We start from the raw sequence: 17,128 nt of genomic DNA, 5'->3' as shown, positions 1-17,128 counted from the left end.
CCCCCCGATTTCTGCGAGAGCCGATGCACCATGACACCGACCTGATCAACATCGTGGCCGTTGGCCTGGGGCTCGCCTTCATCTTCGGCGCGCTGGCCAACAAGCTCCGCTTGTCTCCACTGGTCGGTTATCTGGTTGCTGGCATCTGTGTAGGTCCGTTCACCCCCGGCTTCGTCGCCGACCAGGCGCTGGCCAACCAGCTGGCCGAACTGGGCGTGATGCTGCTGATGTTCGGCGTTGGCCTGCACTTCTCGCTGAAGGACCTGATGGCGGTCAAGGCGATCGCCATTCCCGGCGCCATCGGTCAGATCGCGGTCGCTACCTTGCTCGGCTGGGGCGTCGCCTCGCTGATGGGCTGGCCCGCCATCCATGGCGTCATCTTCGGTTTCTCGCTGGCCACCGCCAGTACCGTGGTTCTGCTGCGGGCCATGGAGGAACGCCGCCTGCTGGAAACCATGCGCGGCAAGATCGCGGTCGGCTGGCTGATCGTGGAAGACCTGGCCTGTGTGCTGGCGCTGGTGATGATGCCGGTGATGGCCGGCGTGTTCGGCCCCGACGCGGCCAAGGAATCGCACTCGCTGGGCAGCGTGCTGGCCGATATCGGCTGGACGTTCGTGCAGCTGGGCCTGTTCGTGGCGGTGATGCTGGTGGTCGGGCGCCGGGTCATTCCGTGGATCCTGGAACGCATTGCCGGCACCGGTTCGCGCGAACTGTTCACCCTGTCGGTGCTGGCGATCGCGCTGGGCGTGGCGTTCGGCTCGGCGATGCTGTTCGGCGTTTCGTTCGCGCTGGGCGCGTTCTTCGCCGGCATGCTGCTCAACGAATCGGAGCTGAGCCACAAGGCCGCGCATGATTCGCTGCCGCTGCGTGATGCGTTCGCGGTGCTGTTCTTCGTCTCGGTCGGCATGCTGTTCGACCCGAACATCCTCATCCAACACCCGTGGCAGGTCCTGGCCACGGTGCTGATCATCATGTTCGGCAAGTCAGCGGCGGCGTTCTTCATCGTGCGCGCCTTCGGCCACCCGACCAGCACCGCGCTGACCATCTCGGCCAGCCTGGCGCAGATCGGCGAATTCGCCTTCATCATCGCCGGCCTCGGCGTGGCCCTGCAGATCCTGCCGAAGGAAGGCCAGTCGCTGGTACTGGCCGGTGCGCTGGTCTCGATCATGCTCAACCCGCTGGTGTTCGGCCTGCTGGACCGCTGGCAGGCCAAGCAGGAGCAGTTGCCACAGCCGCCCGAGCCGGAAGAAGCCACTGGCCCGTCGCGCGATCTGCAGGGCCACGCCATCGTGATCGGTTATGGCCGCGTTGGCAGCGAACTGGCGCAGGTGCTGCGCGACCGTGGCGTGCCGGTGCTGGTGATCGATGACAACAAGGAACACGTCGAGCAGGCCCACGCCAAGGGCATCGCGGCAATCCGCGGCAGCGCGGCCGCCGACCGGGTGCTGGCCGAGGCGCATCCCGAACGCGCGAAGATCGCGGTGCTGGCGATTCCACAGCCGCTGGAAGCCGGTGAGGCGCTGGCCAAGCTGCGCGCGATCAATCCGGACCTGACCCTGCTGGCGCGTGCGCACAGCGATGCCGAAGTGAAGCATCTGCTGGAGCACGGTGCCGATGGCACGGTGATGGCCGAGCGCGAGCTGGCTTATTCGCTGGCGGAGATGATCATGTCGACGCCGCCGTACCGGAACCTGGGGCAGCACAGCATTCCGGTGGTGTGAGGGGAGTGTGGCAGGGCTTGCAGCCCTGCACCTGCCGAAGCAATGGCAACGGCAACAGCAAAAGCAGAAGCTGGCATTCCGTGGGATGGCGGGGTGGGTCCAGCTGCTGTTGGTGGGTGTCGACCTTGGTCGACACGGCGACACAAAAAAATCCCCGGTCGACCCGCATCGACCGGGGATCTGGATCGCCACGTTGCCACGCCTTGGAGAGGCAGTTCCACCGTAGCGCATCGCAGCGCCCGTGGTGATCGCCTGTGGCGATGACGACCAAGCGCGTGGCTATCAGGCGTTGGCCAGGGCCTGTTCCAGGTCCGCGCGCAGGTCACCGATATGTTCGATGCCGATCGACAGCCGCACGGTGTCTTCGCTGACACCGGCCTTGGCCAGTTCGGCCGCGTCCAGCTGGCGGTGGGTGGTCGAGGCGGGATGAGTCGCCAGTGACTTCGCATCGCCCAGGTTGACCAGGCGGGTGAACAGCTTCAGCGCATCGAGGAAGCGCGCGCCGGCTTCGCGCCCGCCCGGCAGGCCGAAGGTCAGCACGCCCGAGCCGTGTCCGCGCAGATAGCGCTGCGCGGCAGTGTGCTCGGGGTCGTCGGCCAACCCGGCGTAGCGTACCCAGGCCACCTTGGCGTGCGATTTCAGGAACTGCGCCACAGCCAGCGCGTTGGCATTGATGCGCTCCATGCGCAGGGCCAGGGTCTCGATACCCTGCAGGATCAGGAACGCATTGAACGGCGACAACGCCGCGCCGGTGTTGCGCAGCGGCACCACCCGCGCGCGGCCGATGTAGGCGGCCGGCCCCAGCGCTTCGGTGTAGACCACGCCGTGGTAGCTGGGGTCGGGCTGGTTGAGGCGGGCGAAGCGCTTTGGCTGCGCCGCCCAGTCGAAACGGCCGGAGTCGATGATCGCGCCGCCGAGACTGTTGCCGTGGCCGCCGAGGTACTTGGTCAGCGAGTGCACCACGATGTCGGCGCCATGCTCGAACGGGCGCAGCAGGAACGGGGTGGCCACGGTGTTGTCGACGATCAGCGGCACGCCTGCCGCGTGAGCGACTTCGGCGATCGCCGCGATGTCGGTGACGTTGCCGCGCGGGTTGCCGATCGACTCGACGAACACCGCCTTGGTGCGCTCGTCGATCAGACCAGCAAACGCAGCAGGATCGGCCGGATCGGCGAAGCGCGCCTGGATGCCGTATTGCGGCAGCGTGTGCGCCAGCAGGTTGAGGCTGCCACCGTACAGCGCGCTGGACGCAACGATGTTGTCACCGGCCTCGGCGATGGTCTGGATCGCGTAAGTGATCGCGGCCTGCCCCGAGGCCAGCGCCAATGCGCCGATACCGCCTTCCAGCGCGGCCAGGCGCTGCTCCAGCACGTCGGTGGTGGGGTTCATGATGCGCGTGTAGATGTTGCCCGGCACCTTCAGGTCGAACAGGTCGGCACCGTGCTGGGTGTCATCGAAGGCATAGGCCACGGTCTGGTAGATCGGCACCGCTACCGCGCGGGTGGTCGGGTCGGGACGGTAGCCGCCGTGCACGGCCAGGGTTTCCAGTTGCCACTGCGGGTCGCTCATTGCACCAGGCTCCATCCGGGGAAACCGCCAACATAGGCCAAGCGGGGCCACCTGCTGAAAGCCGCTGGCGATGACGCCCATACCACCGGTTATCAGGTTGGCCGCGATTCAGGCAGCCGTCATGGCCCGTTGCTAGGCTTCGCCGCCGGGCGATCCTGCCCGGGCACGGAGGCCCAATACGCATGCAGCCCTCTCCCTGGACACCCGCCGCCAGCGGCGCACCGACCCCGGTCCTGCTGGTGGAAGACGATCGCCGCCTGGCCGAGCTGGTCAGCGACTATCTGCGCGAACATGGCTTCGCTGTGCAGCACCTTGCCCGCGGCGACCTGGCCGGCGCGGCGTGCCGCCAGCATGCACCGGAACTGGTGGTACTGGACCTGATGCTGCCGGGCCTGGGCGGCATCGATGTGTGCCGGCAGATCCGCAGCTTTTCCGATGTGCCGATCCTGATGCTGACCGCCTGCGAGGACGATATCGAGCAGGTACTGGGGCTGGAATCGGGCGCCGACGACTTCGTGCACAAGCCGGTCGAGCCACGCCTGCTGCTGGCCCGCCTGCGCGCCCTGCTGCGCCGCCGTCATGGCAGCAGCACCTCCGGCACGCCGTGCCGGCTGATGCATGGTGAACTGTTGATCGACCGCATGCAGCGCGAAGTACACCTGCACGGGCTGCCGGTGGAACTGGGCACAACCGAATTCGAGATTCTGTGGCTGCTGGCCAGCCAGCCCGGGCAGATCCTGTCGCGCGACCAGATCCTGCAGGCGGTGCGCGGCATTGGTTTCGATGGGCTGGACCGCAGCGTCGACGTCAGCATCGGCAAGCTGCGCCGCAAGCTCGGCGATGACGCACGCGAACCCCGGCGGATCAAGACCGTGTGGGGCCGCGGCTACCAGTTCAATCCCTCGGCCTGGTCAGCATGAAGCGCCTGTTCCTGTGGTTGTGGTTCGTCACCAGTGCCTGTTTCCTGGTGTCGGTGTTCGCCCTCAACCACATCCTGGACGGCATCTACCTGCCGGTACAGGATCGTGTGTTCGCCGAGCAGGTGCGCGGGCAGGTGTATGCCCTGCGCACCGGGCTGGCCGGCCTGGACGCTGCACAACAGCGAGCGCGCGTGCAGCAGTGGCAACCACACTATGGCATCGCGCTGACCCTGCTGGAGACGCCTCCCGTGCTCGACGCGCAGGAGCAGGCCCCTCTGCAGGCACAGGGCTTCATCGTCCGCGATCATTACCAGCAGATCCTGTTGCCCATCGAAGATGCCGGCGGCCGCTGGCTGCACCTGCGCCTGCCCGGCGAGGTGCTGATGACCACCTACATGTCCATCGCCGCCTACCTCAGCATCCTGCTGCTGGTCGGGGCCAGCCTGTATGCCTGGGTCCGCCTGCTGTGGCGTGACCTGGAAGCGCTGCGCCTGCATGCCGACCGCATCGGTGCCGGCGACCTGCAGGCACGGGCGCAGGTGTCGCCGCGCTCGCAGATCCGGGTCATCGTCGACCATTCCAACCGCATGGCCGCGCGCGTGGCCGAGCTGGTGCAACGCCAGCGCGACCTGACCCACGCGATCTCGCATGAACTGCGCACGCCGATTGCACGGGTGGCGTTCGGGCTGGACCTGATGCAGGACAGCGACGATCGCGTACGTCGCGCACGTCTGGCGCAGGGACTGCACGGCGACCTGGCCGAACTCAACCGGCTGGTAAGCGAGCTGCTGGCCTATGAGCGCCTGGAACACCCCAATGAAGGAGAGCCGCTGCAGCGCATCGAGGCCAACGACTGGCTGCAGGCCTGCCTGGCCGATGCGCGCCGCGACGCCGAACGTGCGGGCCTGGCGCTGCGTGTGCAGCCCAGCGCGCTGCCGCGGGTGGATGCCGAGCCGCGCCTGCTGCAGCTGGCACTGAGCAACCTCGTGGGCAACGCGCTGCGCCACGCGCGTTCGCAGGTGGAAGTCTCGCTGGTGGGCGTTGGCGGCCGCGCCTGCCTGCGCGTGGATGACGACGGCGCCGGTATCGCCGAGGCCGACCGCGAAAAAGTGACGCGTCCGTTCACCCGCCTGGATGACAGTCGCAGCCGCGATACCGGTGGTTTCGGCCTGGGCCTGGCCATCGTCAACCGCATCGCGGCGCGTCACGGTGGCGAACTGCGCATCAGCCGCGCCACGCTGGGCGGCGCTCGCCTGGAAATGCACTGGCCGCTGGCTGCCAGCTGAACGCCAACAGGCGTGATTACAGTTGCTTACAACTCCCGCACAACTGCGGACGGATCAGTCGCCAGTGAATCGCCACGCTGTCGACCCTGCAGCGCGCGCTGGATGCGCGTGCTGCATTCCTCCCATTGTCGAGAGTGCCCATGTCCCAGCGTCACCGTACCCCGTCCCTGCTCTGCCTGGCCCTGCTGCCGCTGTTCGCCGCGCCGATCGCCCATGCCAAGGATGACCACTGGACCTTCGAAGTGGCCGCCGGTGCCGGCGTGACCCCGCGCTACAGCGGCAGCAAGGACTTCCAGGCCTCGCCCATGCTGTCCTTCGACGCCCGGTCACCCGGCGGCTGGTTTCTGGGCACCAGTGGCATCGGCTGGGGTACGGCCATTGGCGAGCACACCCACGTGCGTGCCTACATCGGCGCCAGCGGCAGCCGCCGTGACAAGGACTCCGCTCTCGGCGGTTCCGACTTCCTGCGCGGCATGGGTGATATCCGTACCCGTCCCCTGGTCGGCCTTTCGGCGGGTTATACGCTGGGAGAAGCCGTGCTGAGCGGCACCTGGCAATTCACGCGCAAGGACGAAGACCGCGGCGACAACGGCCTGGCCACCCAGCAGATGCACCTCAGCCTGGCCCTGCCGCTGTTCGACCTGGCCGGTGGCGTGGTCAGCGGCAGTGTCTCCACCGAGTATGGCAACCGCGGCTACATGCAGACCTGGTACGGCGTCAGCCCGGAGCAGGCCGCGCGTACCGGCTTTGCCCAGCACACGCCGAAGGCCGGTCTGGTGAGCGCCGGCCTCGGCCTGAAGTGGAGCCATCGCGTGGGCCGCAATGGCAACTGGTACATCTCCGCCGAAGGCACACGCCTGCTCGGCGACGCCGCCGACAGCCCGATCGTGCAGAAACCGAACCAGTTCGGCCTGATGAGCGGGTACACACACCGCTTCTGAGGGCGCGCCGGGCCCGGCCCGGCGTTACTCACGGGAAACGGGGCGCTGCGGTCAGGCAGCGCCCCGATGGACTCACGCCTTGGCAAACACCAGGTGGCCGCCGTCGTTGCCGACTTCGATGGTGTCACCGTTGACGAAGGCGCCGGACAGGATCTTCTGCGCCAGCGGATTTTCCAGCTGTGCCTGGATCGCGCGCTTCAACGGACGCGCGCCATACACCGGATCGAAGCCGACGTTGCCAAGCAGGTCGAACGCTGCATCGGACACCACCAGCTTCAAGCCGCGCTCGGCCAGGCGCTTTTCCAGGCCGCGCATCTGGATGCGCGCGATCTGCTTGATCTGCTGCTTGTCCAGCGGGTGGAACACCACGATGTCGTCCAGGCGGTTGATGAACTCCGGGCGGAAGTGCGCCTGCACCACGCCCATCACTGCCGCCTTCATCTGCGTGTAGGCCTCCGGGCTGTCGTCAGCGCTCATGTCCTGGATCTGGTGCGAGCCCAGGTTCGAGGTCATCACGATGACGGTGTTGCGGAAGTCCACGGTGCGGCCCTGGCCATCGGTCAGGCGGCCATCGTCCAGCACCTGCAGCAGGATGTTGAACACATCCGGATGCGCCTTCTCCACTTCGTCCAGCAGGATCAGCGAATACGGACGGCGGCGCACCGCTTCGGTCAGGTAACCACCCTCTTCGTAACCCACGTAGCCCGGGGGCGCACCGATCAGGCGAGCGACGCTGTGCTTCTCCATGAACTCGCTCATGTCGATGCGGATCATCGCGTCGGCGCTGTCGAACAGGAACTCGGCCAGCGACTTGCACAGCTCGGTCTTGCCCACGCCGGTCGGGCCGAGGAACAGGAACGAGCCGGCCGGGCGGTTCGGATCGGACAGGCCCGCACGCGAGCGGCGCACGGCGTCGGAGACGACCTTGATCGCTTCCTCCTGGCCGACCACGCGGTTGTGCAGCACCTCTTCCATGCGCAGCAGCTTGTCGCGCTCGCCTTCGAGCATCTTGTTGACCGGAATGCCGGTCCAGCGCGAAACGACCTCGGCGATCTCCTCGTCGGTGACCCGGTCCTGCACCAGCTTGAAGTCCTTGTGTTCGGCCTCCTGCGCAGCGGCCAGCTGCTTTTCCAGCTGCGGCAGCAGGCCGTACTGGATCTCGCTCATCCTGGCGAAATCCTGGCGGCGCTGCGCCGACTCCAGATCCAGCTTGGCCTGCTCGACCTGCTCCTTGATCTTGGTTGCACCCTGCAGCGCGGCCTTCTCCGACTTCCAGATTTCATTGAGGTCGGAGAACTCGCGCTCCAACGCATCGATGTCGTTTTCCAGATCGGCCAGGCGCTGCCGCGAAGCCTCGTCCTTTTCCTTCTTCAGCATCTCGCGCTGGATCTTCAGCTGGATCACACGACGTTCCAGGCGATCCAGCTCCTCCGGCTTGGAGTCGATCTCCATGCGCAGGCGCGAGGCCGCCTCGTCCATCAGATCGATGGCCTTGTCCGGCAGCTGGCGGTCAGTGATGTAGCGGTTGGACAGCGTGGCCGCCGCCACAATGGCCGGATCGGTGATTTCCACGCCGTGGTGAACGGCGTACTTCTCCTTCAGCCCGCGCAGGATGGCGATGGTGTCTTCCACCGACGGCTCGCCCACGAACACCTTCTGGAAACGGCGCTCCAGCGCGGCGTCTTTCTCGATGTACTTGCGGTACTCATCCAGCGTGGTGGCACCGACGCAATGCAGTTCGCCGCGTGCCAGCGCCGGCTTCAGCATGTTGCCAGCGTCCATCGCGCCATCGGCCTTGCCGGCGCCGACCATGGTGTGCAGTTCGTCGATGAACAGGATGATCTGCCCCTCGCTCTTGGCCAGGTCGTTGAGCACGCCCTTCAGGCGCTCCTCGAATTCACCGCGGAACTTGGCACCGGCAATCAGCGCGCCCATATCCAGCGACAGCACGCGCTTGCCGCGCAAGCCCTCGGGCACCTCGTCATTGATGATGCGCTGGGCCAGGCCTTCGACAATGGCAGTCTTGCCTACGCCGGGTTCGCCGATCAGCACCGGGTTGTTCTTGGTCCGGCGCTGCAGCACCTGGATGGTGCGGCGGATTTCCTCGTCACGGCCGATCACCGGATCCAGCTTGCCGCTCTCGGCGCGCGCGGTCAGGTCGATGGTGTACTTTTCCAGCGCCTGCCGCTGCTCTTCGGCATTTTCCGACTGCACGTTCTCGCCGCCACGCAGCTTGTCGATGGCGGTCTGCAGGCGCGCCTTGTCGGCACCGGCGGCGCGCAGCGCCATGCCCAGCGTGCCGCCATCCTCCAGCGCGGCCAGCACGAACCACTCGCTGGCGATGAAGGCATCACCGTGCTGCTGGGCCAGCTTGTCAGTATGGTTCAGCAGGCGCCCCAGGTCGTTGCCCATCGAGACGTTGCCGGCCTGGCCGGACACCTTCGGCAGCGCGTCCAGCGCCTCGGTCAGGCGCTCGCGCAGCACCGGCACGTTCACCCCGGCCTGGGCCAGCAACGGGCGCGTGCTGCCACCCTGCTGGTCCAGCAGCGCGCTGAACAGGTGAACCGGTTCGATGATGCTGTTGTCGCGGCCCACGGCCAGCGACTGTGCGTCTGCCAGCGCCTGCTGGAAACGCGAGGTGAGCTTGTCCATCCGCATTGCGAAACCTCATCGGTGATCAGGGCCGGCCGCTGCCGGCGATGCTGGAAAGATGCGGTTGCCCCACCCCGTTTCAAGGGTGACTGCGACTGCATCCGGAGGCCAGTCAGCCCGCGGCCAGCATGCCGCACCGCATGTTGCCGCCGCGTTGATCCTGCGCAAGCCAGCGCGCGCCTGGCACTGGAATCCGCGCATCACGGATGCGATACTTGCGAATCATTCTCATTTCGATCAAGGCCACGCGTCCCCCTCCATGCCTCCCCACCACGAACAACTGGGCGTGCTGTACCGCGATCACCGGGCCTGGCTGCAGGGTTGGCTGAGCGGCCGCGTGGGCAATCGCGATGTGGCCGATGACCTCACCCAGGACACCTTCGCCCGCCTGCTGCAGGGCCGCGACCCGGCCGCACTGCGCGAGCCGCGTGCGTTCCTGACTACGGTTGCGCGCGGGCTGGCCGCCAACTGGTTCCGGCGCCAGGCATTGGAGCGCGCCTACCTGGACTACCTCGCACAGTTTCCAGAGCCGGTGCTGCCCTCGCTGGAGGAACAGGCCCTTGTACGTGAGGCCCTGCAGCAGATCGACGCGATGCTCGACGGCCTGCCCGCGATGGCGCGCCGGGTGTTCCTGCTGGCGCAGTTCGATGGGCTTCGCTATGAGGCCATCAGCGAACAGCTGGGGCTGTCGTTGTCCACGGTGAAGCGGCACATGAAGCGGGCGCTGATGGGCTGCCTGGCGCATGCCGGCTGAGACCGCCGCCGCATCGGCCCTTCCGCCGCGCGTACTGGAGCAGGCGGCCGACTGGATGATGCGCCTGCACGAGGACGACAGCGCGGCGCGACGCGCGCAATGGCAACACTGGCACGATGCCGATCCGGCACACGCCCGCGCCTGGCAGCGCGCGGAGCGTCTGTTGGCGCTGACCGCTCAGGTGCCTACCGCGCTGGCCCAACGCACCCTGCAGCCGCCCGCGTCTGCTGGGCGCCGCGCCGTACTGCGCGGCGTCGCCGCTCTGCTGGTGGCGCCACTCGGTGGATGGCTGGCCTGGCGGTTGTGGGACGACGCGGCGTGGGATGCCAGTGCGCGCACGGCGATGGGCGAGCGCTCCCAGCAGGTGCTGGACGATGGCAGTGTGCTGCACCTGGATACCAGCACTGCGGTCGACATCGCATTCGATGCACATGCGCGCCTTCTGCGGCTGCGGCATGGGCAGATGCTGGTGGAGACAGCCGCTGATCCACAACGCCCGGCGAGGCCGTTCCGGGTTGCGACCCCCTACGGCACGCTGCAGGCACTCGGCACCCGCTTCAGCGTGCGCCTGTTCGCCGAGGACGCCCTGCTGGTGGTCCAGCACGGCGCGGTGCGGATCTCCACACCGGGTCAACAGCGCCAGGTCGACGCCGGGCAGCAGCTGCGCTGGAACCTGACCCGGCTGCCACCTCCCAAGCCTGCACCACCCGGCGCTGACGCATGGGTCCGGGGCATGCTGGTCGCCGATGCAATGCCGCTGCAACAGGTTCTGCAGGAGCTGGGGCGCTACCAGCACCGCTGGCTGCGCGTGGATCCGCGCGTCGCCGGCCTGCCGGTGTCCGGCGCATTCCCGCTGGACGACCTGCAACGCAGCCTGTCGATGCTTGCCGCCACCCATGCGCTGCGGATCGAGCAGGGGTTGTGGATCCACGTGTCTGCTGCGGGACATCGCGGCTGACACTTTTCCGAGCGTCGCGTGGCAGAGGCTATGAACCCCTCATTTTCCTCCCCATGACAGTGAACCTGCCCCGGCTTCGACTGAGCCTCCTCGCCACCGCGCTCGCCGCCACACCCGCGCTGGCTCAATCACCGCCCGATGAATCCCTGCACGTCCAGCGCAGCACCGTCTCGCTGGGCAGTGCACTGGGCGCGTTCGCCGCCGAGCATGGCGTGGCCCTGTCCTTCGACCCCGCGCTGACCCGTGGCCGCCAGGCTCCATCGATTGCCATAGGCCTGGACGTGGACGCAGGGTTCGACGCACTGCTGCACGGCAGCGGGCTGCGCGCGGTGCGGCGCGCCGATGGCAGCTACACCTTGCAGCGTGCGCAGGTGTCGGCAGGCGCACGACGCACCAGTACCCTGCACGTGCCGGGGCAGGACGCCGGCTCGACCTTCGGAGGCAGCCTGCAACTGGACCGCAGCTACGTCGCGGCCCAGGCCGCCGGCAACGGTGACATCACCCGGCTGCTGCGCATCCATCCCGCCGTGCAGTTCGACAATGCCGACCAGGGCAGCTTCAGCCCCGGCGAAATCCGCCCTGCGGAGATCAGCATCAATGGTGCGAAGTTCTATCAGAACGCGTTCATCGTCGATGGCATGAACTTCAACAACGACATCGACCCGGGTGCGGATCCGGAGGTGTACCGGCTGTTCTCCGTTCCAGGCGGCTCGCAGGCGCTGGCTCTGGACAGCAGCCTGCTGGAAGACGTCACCGTGCATGACAGCAACGTTTCGGCCGCCTACGGTGGATTCAACGGCGGCGTGGTCGAAGCCAGCACCCGGCGACCATCACGCGCCTTCAGCGGCCGCCTGTCCACCCAGTCCTCGCGATCTTCGTGGACACGCTACCACCTGGACTCCACCGTCGCAGACAGCTACCAGAAGGCGTCCGGCGCGAACGACGGGCAGCCGGAATTCAAGAAGACAACCACGCGCGCTGATCTGGAAGGCTATCTGACCGACCGCATCGGCGTCCTGGCCAGTTTCACCCGCAAGCGCTCGACCATTCCCACCTACAACCTGCAGTCGCACCTGGTCGACGACGCGCATCCGGAGAAACAGATCCAGCGGCGCAGCATCGACAATCTGTTCGTCAAGGCGGTCTGGGAAGCGAGCGACACGCTCGACATCGAGGCAAGCTTTACCCGTGCGCCAGAGGAATCCCACTACTTCCGCTCCAACGTCCCCGGTGCCGGCATCGACATCATTGGCGGTGGCCGCCAGGCGATGCTCAAGGCGACGTGGTCGCCGCAATGGGGCACTCTGACCCAGCAGGTGGGCTGGAGTTCTACCGAGCAGTCCCGCCATCCGCAGTCTGCGGACTACATGAGCTGGTACTGGGCCGAGGGCAAGGACTGGGGAACCTCAGGCAGCTCGCTGGAAGGTGAATTCGGCGATATTGACCAGGCGCAGAAGACGCTCCAGTACCGTGCCGATCTGATACTCGCACCGCAGCGCTGGCTGGGCATGGAGCATCGTTTCGCGGCAGGCGTCCAGTACCAGCACCAGGATGTCGACTACGAGCGCCTGGACGACACCTACATCTATGTCTCGCCGGCGCGCACCACCAGCTGTACCAACAAGGCCGGCATCACCGACACGCAGACCTGCTGGATGGGCCTGACCCGCACCGGCCGCGCCAACACCAGCAACTGGCCCGGACAGTTCTTCACCAGCCGCACCTATTACACGCGCGGCCGGCTGGACTTCCAGATCGACAGCTGGAGCGCCTACGCCGAAGACAGCATCCGCGCGGGGCGCCTGTCGTTGCGCCCCGGCCTGCGCATCGACCATGACAGCTACATGCAGCACACCACGGTCGCACCGCGCCTGGCGATGTCACTGGATCTCGACGCCGCCGGCGACACCCAGCTGATCGCGGGTGCCAACCGCTATTACGGCCGCAACGCGGCCACGTGGCGGCTGCGCGATGGCCTTGATCGGCTGCAATACAGGAACCAGCGCCGCCCCACCCTCGACAGCGAGTGGACCGCAGGCACGCAGACCGCCAACGGCCTGCATTTCGATCGCCTGAAAATCGCCTACGACGATGAGCTGATGCTGGGCGTCAAGCAGCAATGGAAGGGCTGGGAGTTCCTCGGCAAGGTCGTCAACCGCAAGGGGCGTGACCAGGTCGTGCGTTCCAGCAGCCGGGTACAGGACGAACGCGCGGATGACCCTTCGCTGGCCACCCACTACGAAACCTGGAGTAATGACGGCCGCAGCGAGACGCAGATCATCAGCCTCACCGTGCGCCCCCTGCGCCGCCTGCAGTTCGGAGGAACCAGCACCACGGGCCTGCTGGCGCTGGACTGGACCGACAGCCGCTCTTCTGCGCCCGACTACGAGGACGACTTCAGCACCGCCTACTACGAGAATCCGATCATCCGCTACGACGGCAGCTACATCCGCTACCGCGATCGTCCGGCAGACAACTTCACCCGCCCATGGACCGCGCGACTGGCCACCACCACGCATATCCCGGCAGCTCGGCTGACCTGGGGCAATACGCTGCGCTACCGGGCCGGCTATCGCGCGATACGGGACACCGGACTGAAGGATGTCCATGACGGCCAGAGTGTTGCGGTCTGGGAAAGACGGCGGTTTGCCCCTTCGTTGATCTGGGACATGCGCATTGGCTGGGAGCAGCCGTTGTCGACGATGGGCACGGTGTTCGCCAACGTGGATGTGTTCAACGTGCTGGATCGGCGCGCGGTGAATGGCGTATCCAGCAGCGTCAGCCGCGCGCCGTACTACGAGATGGGACGTTCGTTCTGGCTCGAAGTGGGCTATCGCTTCTGAGGCCCGCGCGCTGCCGCCGGCTTGGCTGGATTGCAGTGCTGGTCAGCGCCGTGCTGGCCAGCGCTGCACAGCCACGTCCTTCCCAGCCGGTCTGCGCGCCCGCTCCGGGCAAGGCGGAACGCTGGGATGGCGCCTGCCTGCGTGCGCTGTACGCCGGGCCCAGCGCAGGCTGGCCCGCGCCCGACGTGGAAACCGGCGTCGTCTGGCAGGAACTGGCCCCGCTGCCGTCGCCTGTCGATCCACCGGACAATCCCTCTACCCCAGCCAAGGTGGCGCTGGGACGGCGGCTGTTCTTCGACCCGGCTCTTTCGAAATCGCGACAGCTGGCGTGTGCCAGCTGCCACGACCCGGACCTGGGCTGGGCCGACGGTCGGCGCGTGTCGTTCGGGCACGACCGCCAATCCGGTCGCCGCAATGCGCCGAGCGTCGCGGCCAGCGCACACGTTGCACCCCTGTTCTGGGATGGCCGCGCGGCCACGCTGGAAGCGCAGGCGCTGCATCCCATCGCCGATCCCATCGAGATGGGGTTCAGTGCCCGCGGCGCCGTGCGTCGCCTGCGCCGCGATGCGTCCTATCGTGCTGACTTCGCCGCGGTGTTCGCGCAGCCGCGCATCGATGCCGCCCAGCTCGGCCAGGCCATCGCCGCCTTCGAGCGCAGCCTGTCGCCGCGCAACAGTCGCTTCGATCGCTTCCTGCGTGGCGATATACGTGCACTGGACGACGCCCAGCTGCGCGGCCTGCACCTGTTCCGCACGCAGGCCGGTTGCATGAACTGCCACAGCGGGGCAGCGCTGACCGACAACGGCTTCCACAACCTGGGCCTGCATTTCCACGGCCGCGCGCGGCAGGATCTGGGGCGCTACGAAGTGACCGGCGATCCTGCCGACAGCGGGCGCTTCCGCACGCCCTCGCTGCGCGGTGTTGCCAGCACCGCGCCCTACATGCACAACGGGTTGATTCCCAGGTTGTCAGGCGTCCTGGCGTTCTACAACGTCGGCGGTGCGCGCCCGCGCGCCCCGGCCGCGCTGCCGGCTGATGCGGCGCCGTTCCCAGAGCCGGATCCACTGCTGCGGCCGCGCGGGCTGGGCCGCCAGGATCTGCAGGACATCGAGGCGTTCCTGCAGAGCCTGTAGCCGCGGATCAGCCGCCCGCAGGCGGCGTGGGAGCCGGCTTCGGCGGCAACAGCGGTGGCGCCACCGCAACAGCCACCGGGCAACCATAGGTGCCTTCAACATCCATGTACAGGCTGTAGCGCTGGGTCGCGGCAAAGCCCACGCGCCAGTCCGGGTTGAACAGCGGGTTGGGCCCGGGCGACAGCCCCAGGTCCATCGGCAGGTTCAGCACTTCCTCCCCGATCATGACCGGCGTGGTCGCTTCCACGAACTGGATGTCTTCGCTGCCTTCGGTGGTGATCACGTTCTTGCGCCGGATCGCCGACGCGGGTGGCGTGGCCGGCAACGTTCCGCGGGCCTGGAAGGCGCCGTTGAAGCCGGTATCCACCTTGACCAGCACGTTCTGCTTGCCAGCGCGGATCGGATAGCGGACGTCGTACGCATCCGCCCATAGCGAGGACAGCGTGGCCATCCGCCGCGTGCACGGCACCGGGCTGGCCGTGGCCTGGATCACCAGCGCATCCTTGTTGACCCGCACCCGGCCCAGCGCGCGCAGTACGTCCAGGCCGATGCGTGGCAGGTCGTCCTGGCCCAGTACCGCAAAGGACACATCGCGCACGGCGACACCACCGATGTCCAACTCGACCGGTGCCGCCAGCGCATACAACTTGCCAGGACTGCCATCGACCGCCATGAAGCCCTCGGTCAGCGTCAAGCCCAGCTCGGTCGCCAGCGCTCGGCCGATGCGCGAGTGTGCGGCGCCGCTGTCCAGATGCACGCGCAGCTCGCGTTCACCGGCTGCGGTGCGCAGCTTCAGGCTGAGCGTCGGCAGTTCGTTGTCCAACTGCAAGGGGACACTGATGTCGCTGGCAGGCGCCTGCGCTGCCATGGCGTTGCGCGGCCATGCGGTAAACCGCTCGAAATGCGGCTCGCTGATGCCGGCAAGATGGATGTCGCGCAGCTTGGGGCTCAGCATCGGCCGGATATCGCGCTCCATCAGCGTGCGAACCTGGAGCATCTGCGTCGCCCAACCCGCGATATCGCCCTGCAGGAGCAGATTGCCGGCCAGGGTGGCCGAACACAGGTACTCGACCCCCTTCACACTGTCGGCCGCCTCGCTGGCCACGGCCTCCAGGCACTCCTGGGCCGCCTGGCTGGAGCGGTCCAGCTCGCCGCGCACGCGGTAGAAACCCGCCTGGCCCAGCTTGCCCTTCACACCGGGTGACTTGCCCAGCGTCTGCAGCCGGGACAGTTCGGCAAGGCGCACGCTGCGGGTGTAGCCGTAGGGATCGCCCAGTTCGCCATCGCGCGTCTCAACGGCCGCAGCCGAGGCCGCCGTCGTGGCGAACAACGCACTCACGCCCAACCACATTCGATGCATCGAGGTCACTCCTGTCTACCTGACCCCGACCGTATCACGCTGGCGATGACACCTGCCCCTGCAGTCTTCAGTCTTCAGACGCGGGTGATCGCGCTGCGGATCGCCTGCAGCTGCTGCTTGACCGCCCGCGCCTGCGCCGCGTCCATACGCAGCAGCGCCTTCTGGCCGATGGACCTCGACTGCAACGTGGGATCGACAAAGCGGTAGCGGCCACGTTCATCGCGTTCCACCTGCGGCGACTGCACCAGTTCCGGCGTGTCCAGCAGGTGGTCGATCACCGCGACCAGACGGTCGTTGAAATACCCTTCGGGCCGACCCAGGTCGACATAGGCCTGTTGGATCAGCGGATAGAATCGCTTGTACGCAGCCGCCGTTGCCGCAGGGTCCAGCGAAGTGAACGCCTGCACGTACGGCGCATAGCGCGCTGCGTTGCTGGCGGCGATGCGTTCGCCGCCCTCACCGGGCTCGACCTGCAGGTTGCCCGGCAACGGGCGCGCGGCCAGTGCGGTCGGCGGCACGCTGGGCTTGTCCAGGTTGTCGACCTGGGTGACCAGGCGCTGGATCACGTGGTCGCGCAGCAGCAGGGTCAACGGCCCCTCGCCCTGGAACAGCTGGCTCAGCGCGCCCCAGGCGGCGCCATCGCTGTCAGCCAGCTTCGGCAGCGCCGGGTCGGCCGCGTCCCCGGTATCGAGCGGATGCTTGATCGGCGGGGGTGCTGGCGCGGGCGCTGCGGCTGCCTTCGGTTGTGGCGGTGCACCACTGCTGGCGGGAGGGGACTGCACCGGCACCGACACACCGTCTGCCAGGCCCTTCAGCTGATCGCGGAACAACCAGCCCCCCGCGCCACCGATCACCACCACGCCCAGCACCCAGGGCCATACCGCCTTTCCACTCTGCATGATGCAGTCCCTCGTTGTTCACGTGCATGGACAAGGTGTGACCCGGTTGATTTCCATGGGTTCCCTGCCTGTTCCGCTGCCGTTGGGGTTGG

At 67.3% G+C, this 17,128-nt stretch carries 13 protein-coding genes; 8 read left to right on the top strand and 5 right to left on the bottom strand.

Annotated elements, in window-relative coordinates; genetic code table 11:
• The first annotated feature begins 23 nt into the window (after positions 1 to 23).
• Entirely contained in the window at positions 24 to 1,721 is a 1,698-nt protein-coding gene (ybaL, locus tag SSKA14_RS07240; RefSeq protein ID WP_008266070.1) for a YbaL family putative K(+) efflux transporter, read from the top strand.
• Positions 1,722 to 2,003: 282 nt separating this feature from the next.
• Here the strand turns inward: ybaL and SSKA14_RS07235 are convergent, their stop codons facing one another.
• The gene (locus SSKA14_RS07235; RefSeq protein WP_008265532.1) at positions 2,004 to 3,290 is read right to left on the bottom strand and encodes an aminotransferase class V-fold PLP-dependent enzyme; all 1,287 of its coding nucleotides are present in this window, start codon (positions 3,288 to 3,290) and stop codon (positions 2,004 to 2,006) included.
• A 182-nt stretch (positions 3,291 to 3,472) separates the two neighbouring features.
• Here SSKA14_RS07235 and SSKA14_RS07230 point away from each other — a divergent pair, with 182 nt between their 5' ends.
• From SSKA14_RS07230 to SSKA14_RS07220, 3 genes are all read left to right on the top strand, one after another.
• Positions 3,473 to 4,210: a response regulator transcription factor gene (locus tag SSKA14_RS07230; protein ID WP_008268750.1), complete on the top strand. Its 738-nt coding sequence runs from the start codon at positions 3,473 to 3,475 to the stop codon at positions 4,208 to 4,210.
• Complete coding sequence (locus SSKA14_RS07225; protein ID WP_040007237.1) at positions 4,207 to 5,496, top strand: ATP-binding protein; 1,290 nt, start codon at positions 4,207 to 4,209, stop codon at positions 5,494 to 5,496. Before SSKA14_RS07230 ends, SSKA14_RS07225 begins: the two co-directional genes overlap by 4 nt.
• Positions 5,497 to 5,636: 140 nt before the next feature.
• Positions 5,637 to 6,437: a MipA/OmpV family protein gene (locus SSKA14_RS07220; RefSeq protein WP_008265220.1), complete on the top strand. Its 801-nt coding sequence runs from the start codon at positions 5,637 to 5,639 to the stop codon at positions 6,435 to 6,437.
• Between the two features lie 72 nt (positions 6,438 to 6,509).
• Here SSKA14_RS07220 and clpB read toward each other — a convergent pair whose 3' ends face one another.
• Together clpB and SSKA14_RS24245 are read right to left on the bottom strand one after the other, a co-directional pair.
• Positions 6,510 to 9,095: an ATP-dependent chaperone ClpB gene (gene clpB, locus SSKA14_RS07215; RefSeq protein WP_040007235.1), complete on the bottom strand. Its 2,586-nt coding sequence runs from the start codon at positions 9,093 to 9,095 to the stop codon at positions 6,510 to 6,512.
• Positions 9,096 to 9,201: 106 nt separating this feature from the next.
• Positions 9,202 to 9,336 carry a hypothetical protein gene (locus tag SSKA14_RS24245; protein ID WP_269724173.1) on the bottom strand — a complete coding sequence of 45 codons (135 nt, stop codon included), beginning with the start codon at positions 9,334 to 9,336 and terminating at the stop codon, positions 9,202 to 9,204.
• Between the two features lie 12 nt (positions 9,337 to 9,348).
• Between SSKA14_RS24245 and SSKA14_RS07210 the strand changes: the two genes are divergently transcribed.
• Genes SSKA14_RS07210 through SSKA14_RS07195 form a run of 4 tightly spaced genes read left to right on the top strand, consistent with a single transcriptional unit; the run spans position 9,349 to position 14,777 of the window.
• The gene (locus SSKA14_RS07210) at positions 9,349 to 9,843 is read left to right on the top strand and encodes a sigma-70 family RNA polymerase sigma factor (RefSeq protein ID WP_008267485.1); all 495 of its coding nucleotides are present in this window, start codon (positions 9,349 to 9,351) and stop codon (positions 9,841 to 9,843) included.
• Positions 9,833 to 10,801, top strand: coding sequence for a FecR domain-containing protein (locus SSKA14_RS07205; protein WP_008267341.1), 969 nt, complete (start codon positions 9,833 to 9,835; stop codon positions 10,799 to 10,801). Before SSKA14_RS07210 ends, SSKA14_RS07205 begins: the two co-directional genes overlap by 11 nt.
• 53 nt (positions 10,802 to 10,854) lie before the next feature.
• Positions 10,855 to 13,644, top strand: a complete 2,790-nt coding sequence (locus tag SSKA14_RS07200) for a TonB-dependent receptor plug domain-containing protein (protein ID WP_040007233.1) — start codon at positions 10,855 to 10,857, stop codon at positions 13,642 to 13,644.
• Between the two features lie 35 nt (positions 13,645 to 13,679).
• A complete protein-coding gene (locus SSKA14_RS07195; RefSeq protein WP_008264995.1) occupies positions 13,680 to 14,777 on the top strand; it encodes a cytochrome c peroxidase in 1,098 nt (365 codons plus the stop codon).
• A 7-nt stretch (positions 14,778 to 14,784) separates the two neighbouring features.
• On the opposite strand, the gene SSKA14_RS07190 is transcribed toward SSKA14_RS07195, so the two are convergent.
• Entirely contained in the window at positions 14,785 to 16,137 is a 1,353-nt protein-coding gene (locus tag SSKA14_RS07190; RefSeq protein ID WP_157635917.1) for an aspartyl protease family protein, read from the bottom strand.
• Positions 16,138 to 16,211: 74 nt separating this feature from the next.
• A complete protein-coding gene (locus SSKA14_RS07185) occupies positions 16,212 to 17,036 on the bottom strand; it encodes a DUF3014 domain-containing protein (protein WP_008266821.1) in 825 nt (274 codons plus the stop codon).
• Positions 17,037 to 17,128 lie beyond the last annotated feature (92 nt).

It is taken from the genome of Stenotrophomonas sp. SKA14 (assembly GCF_000158575.1).
Classification (GTDB): Bacteria; Pseudomonadota; Gammaproteobacteria; order Xanthomonadales; family Xanthomonadaceae; genus Stenotrophomonas; species Stenotrophomonas forensis.
The sequence above is the reverse complement of the archived record's forward strand: the minus strand, read 5'-3'. Positions and strand labels throughout refer to the sequence as shown.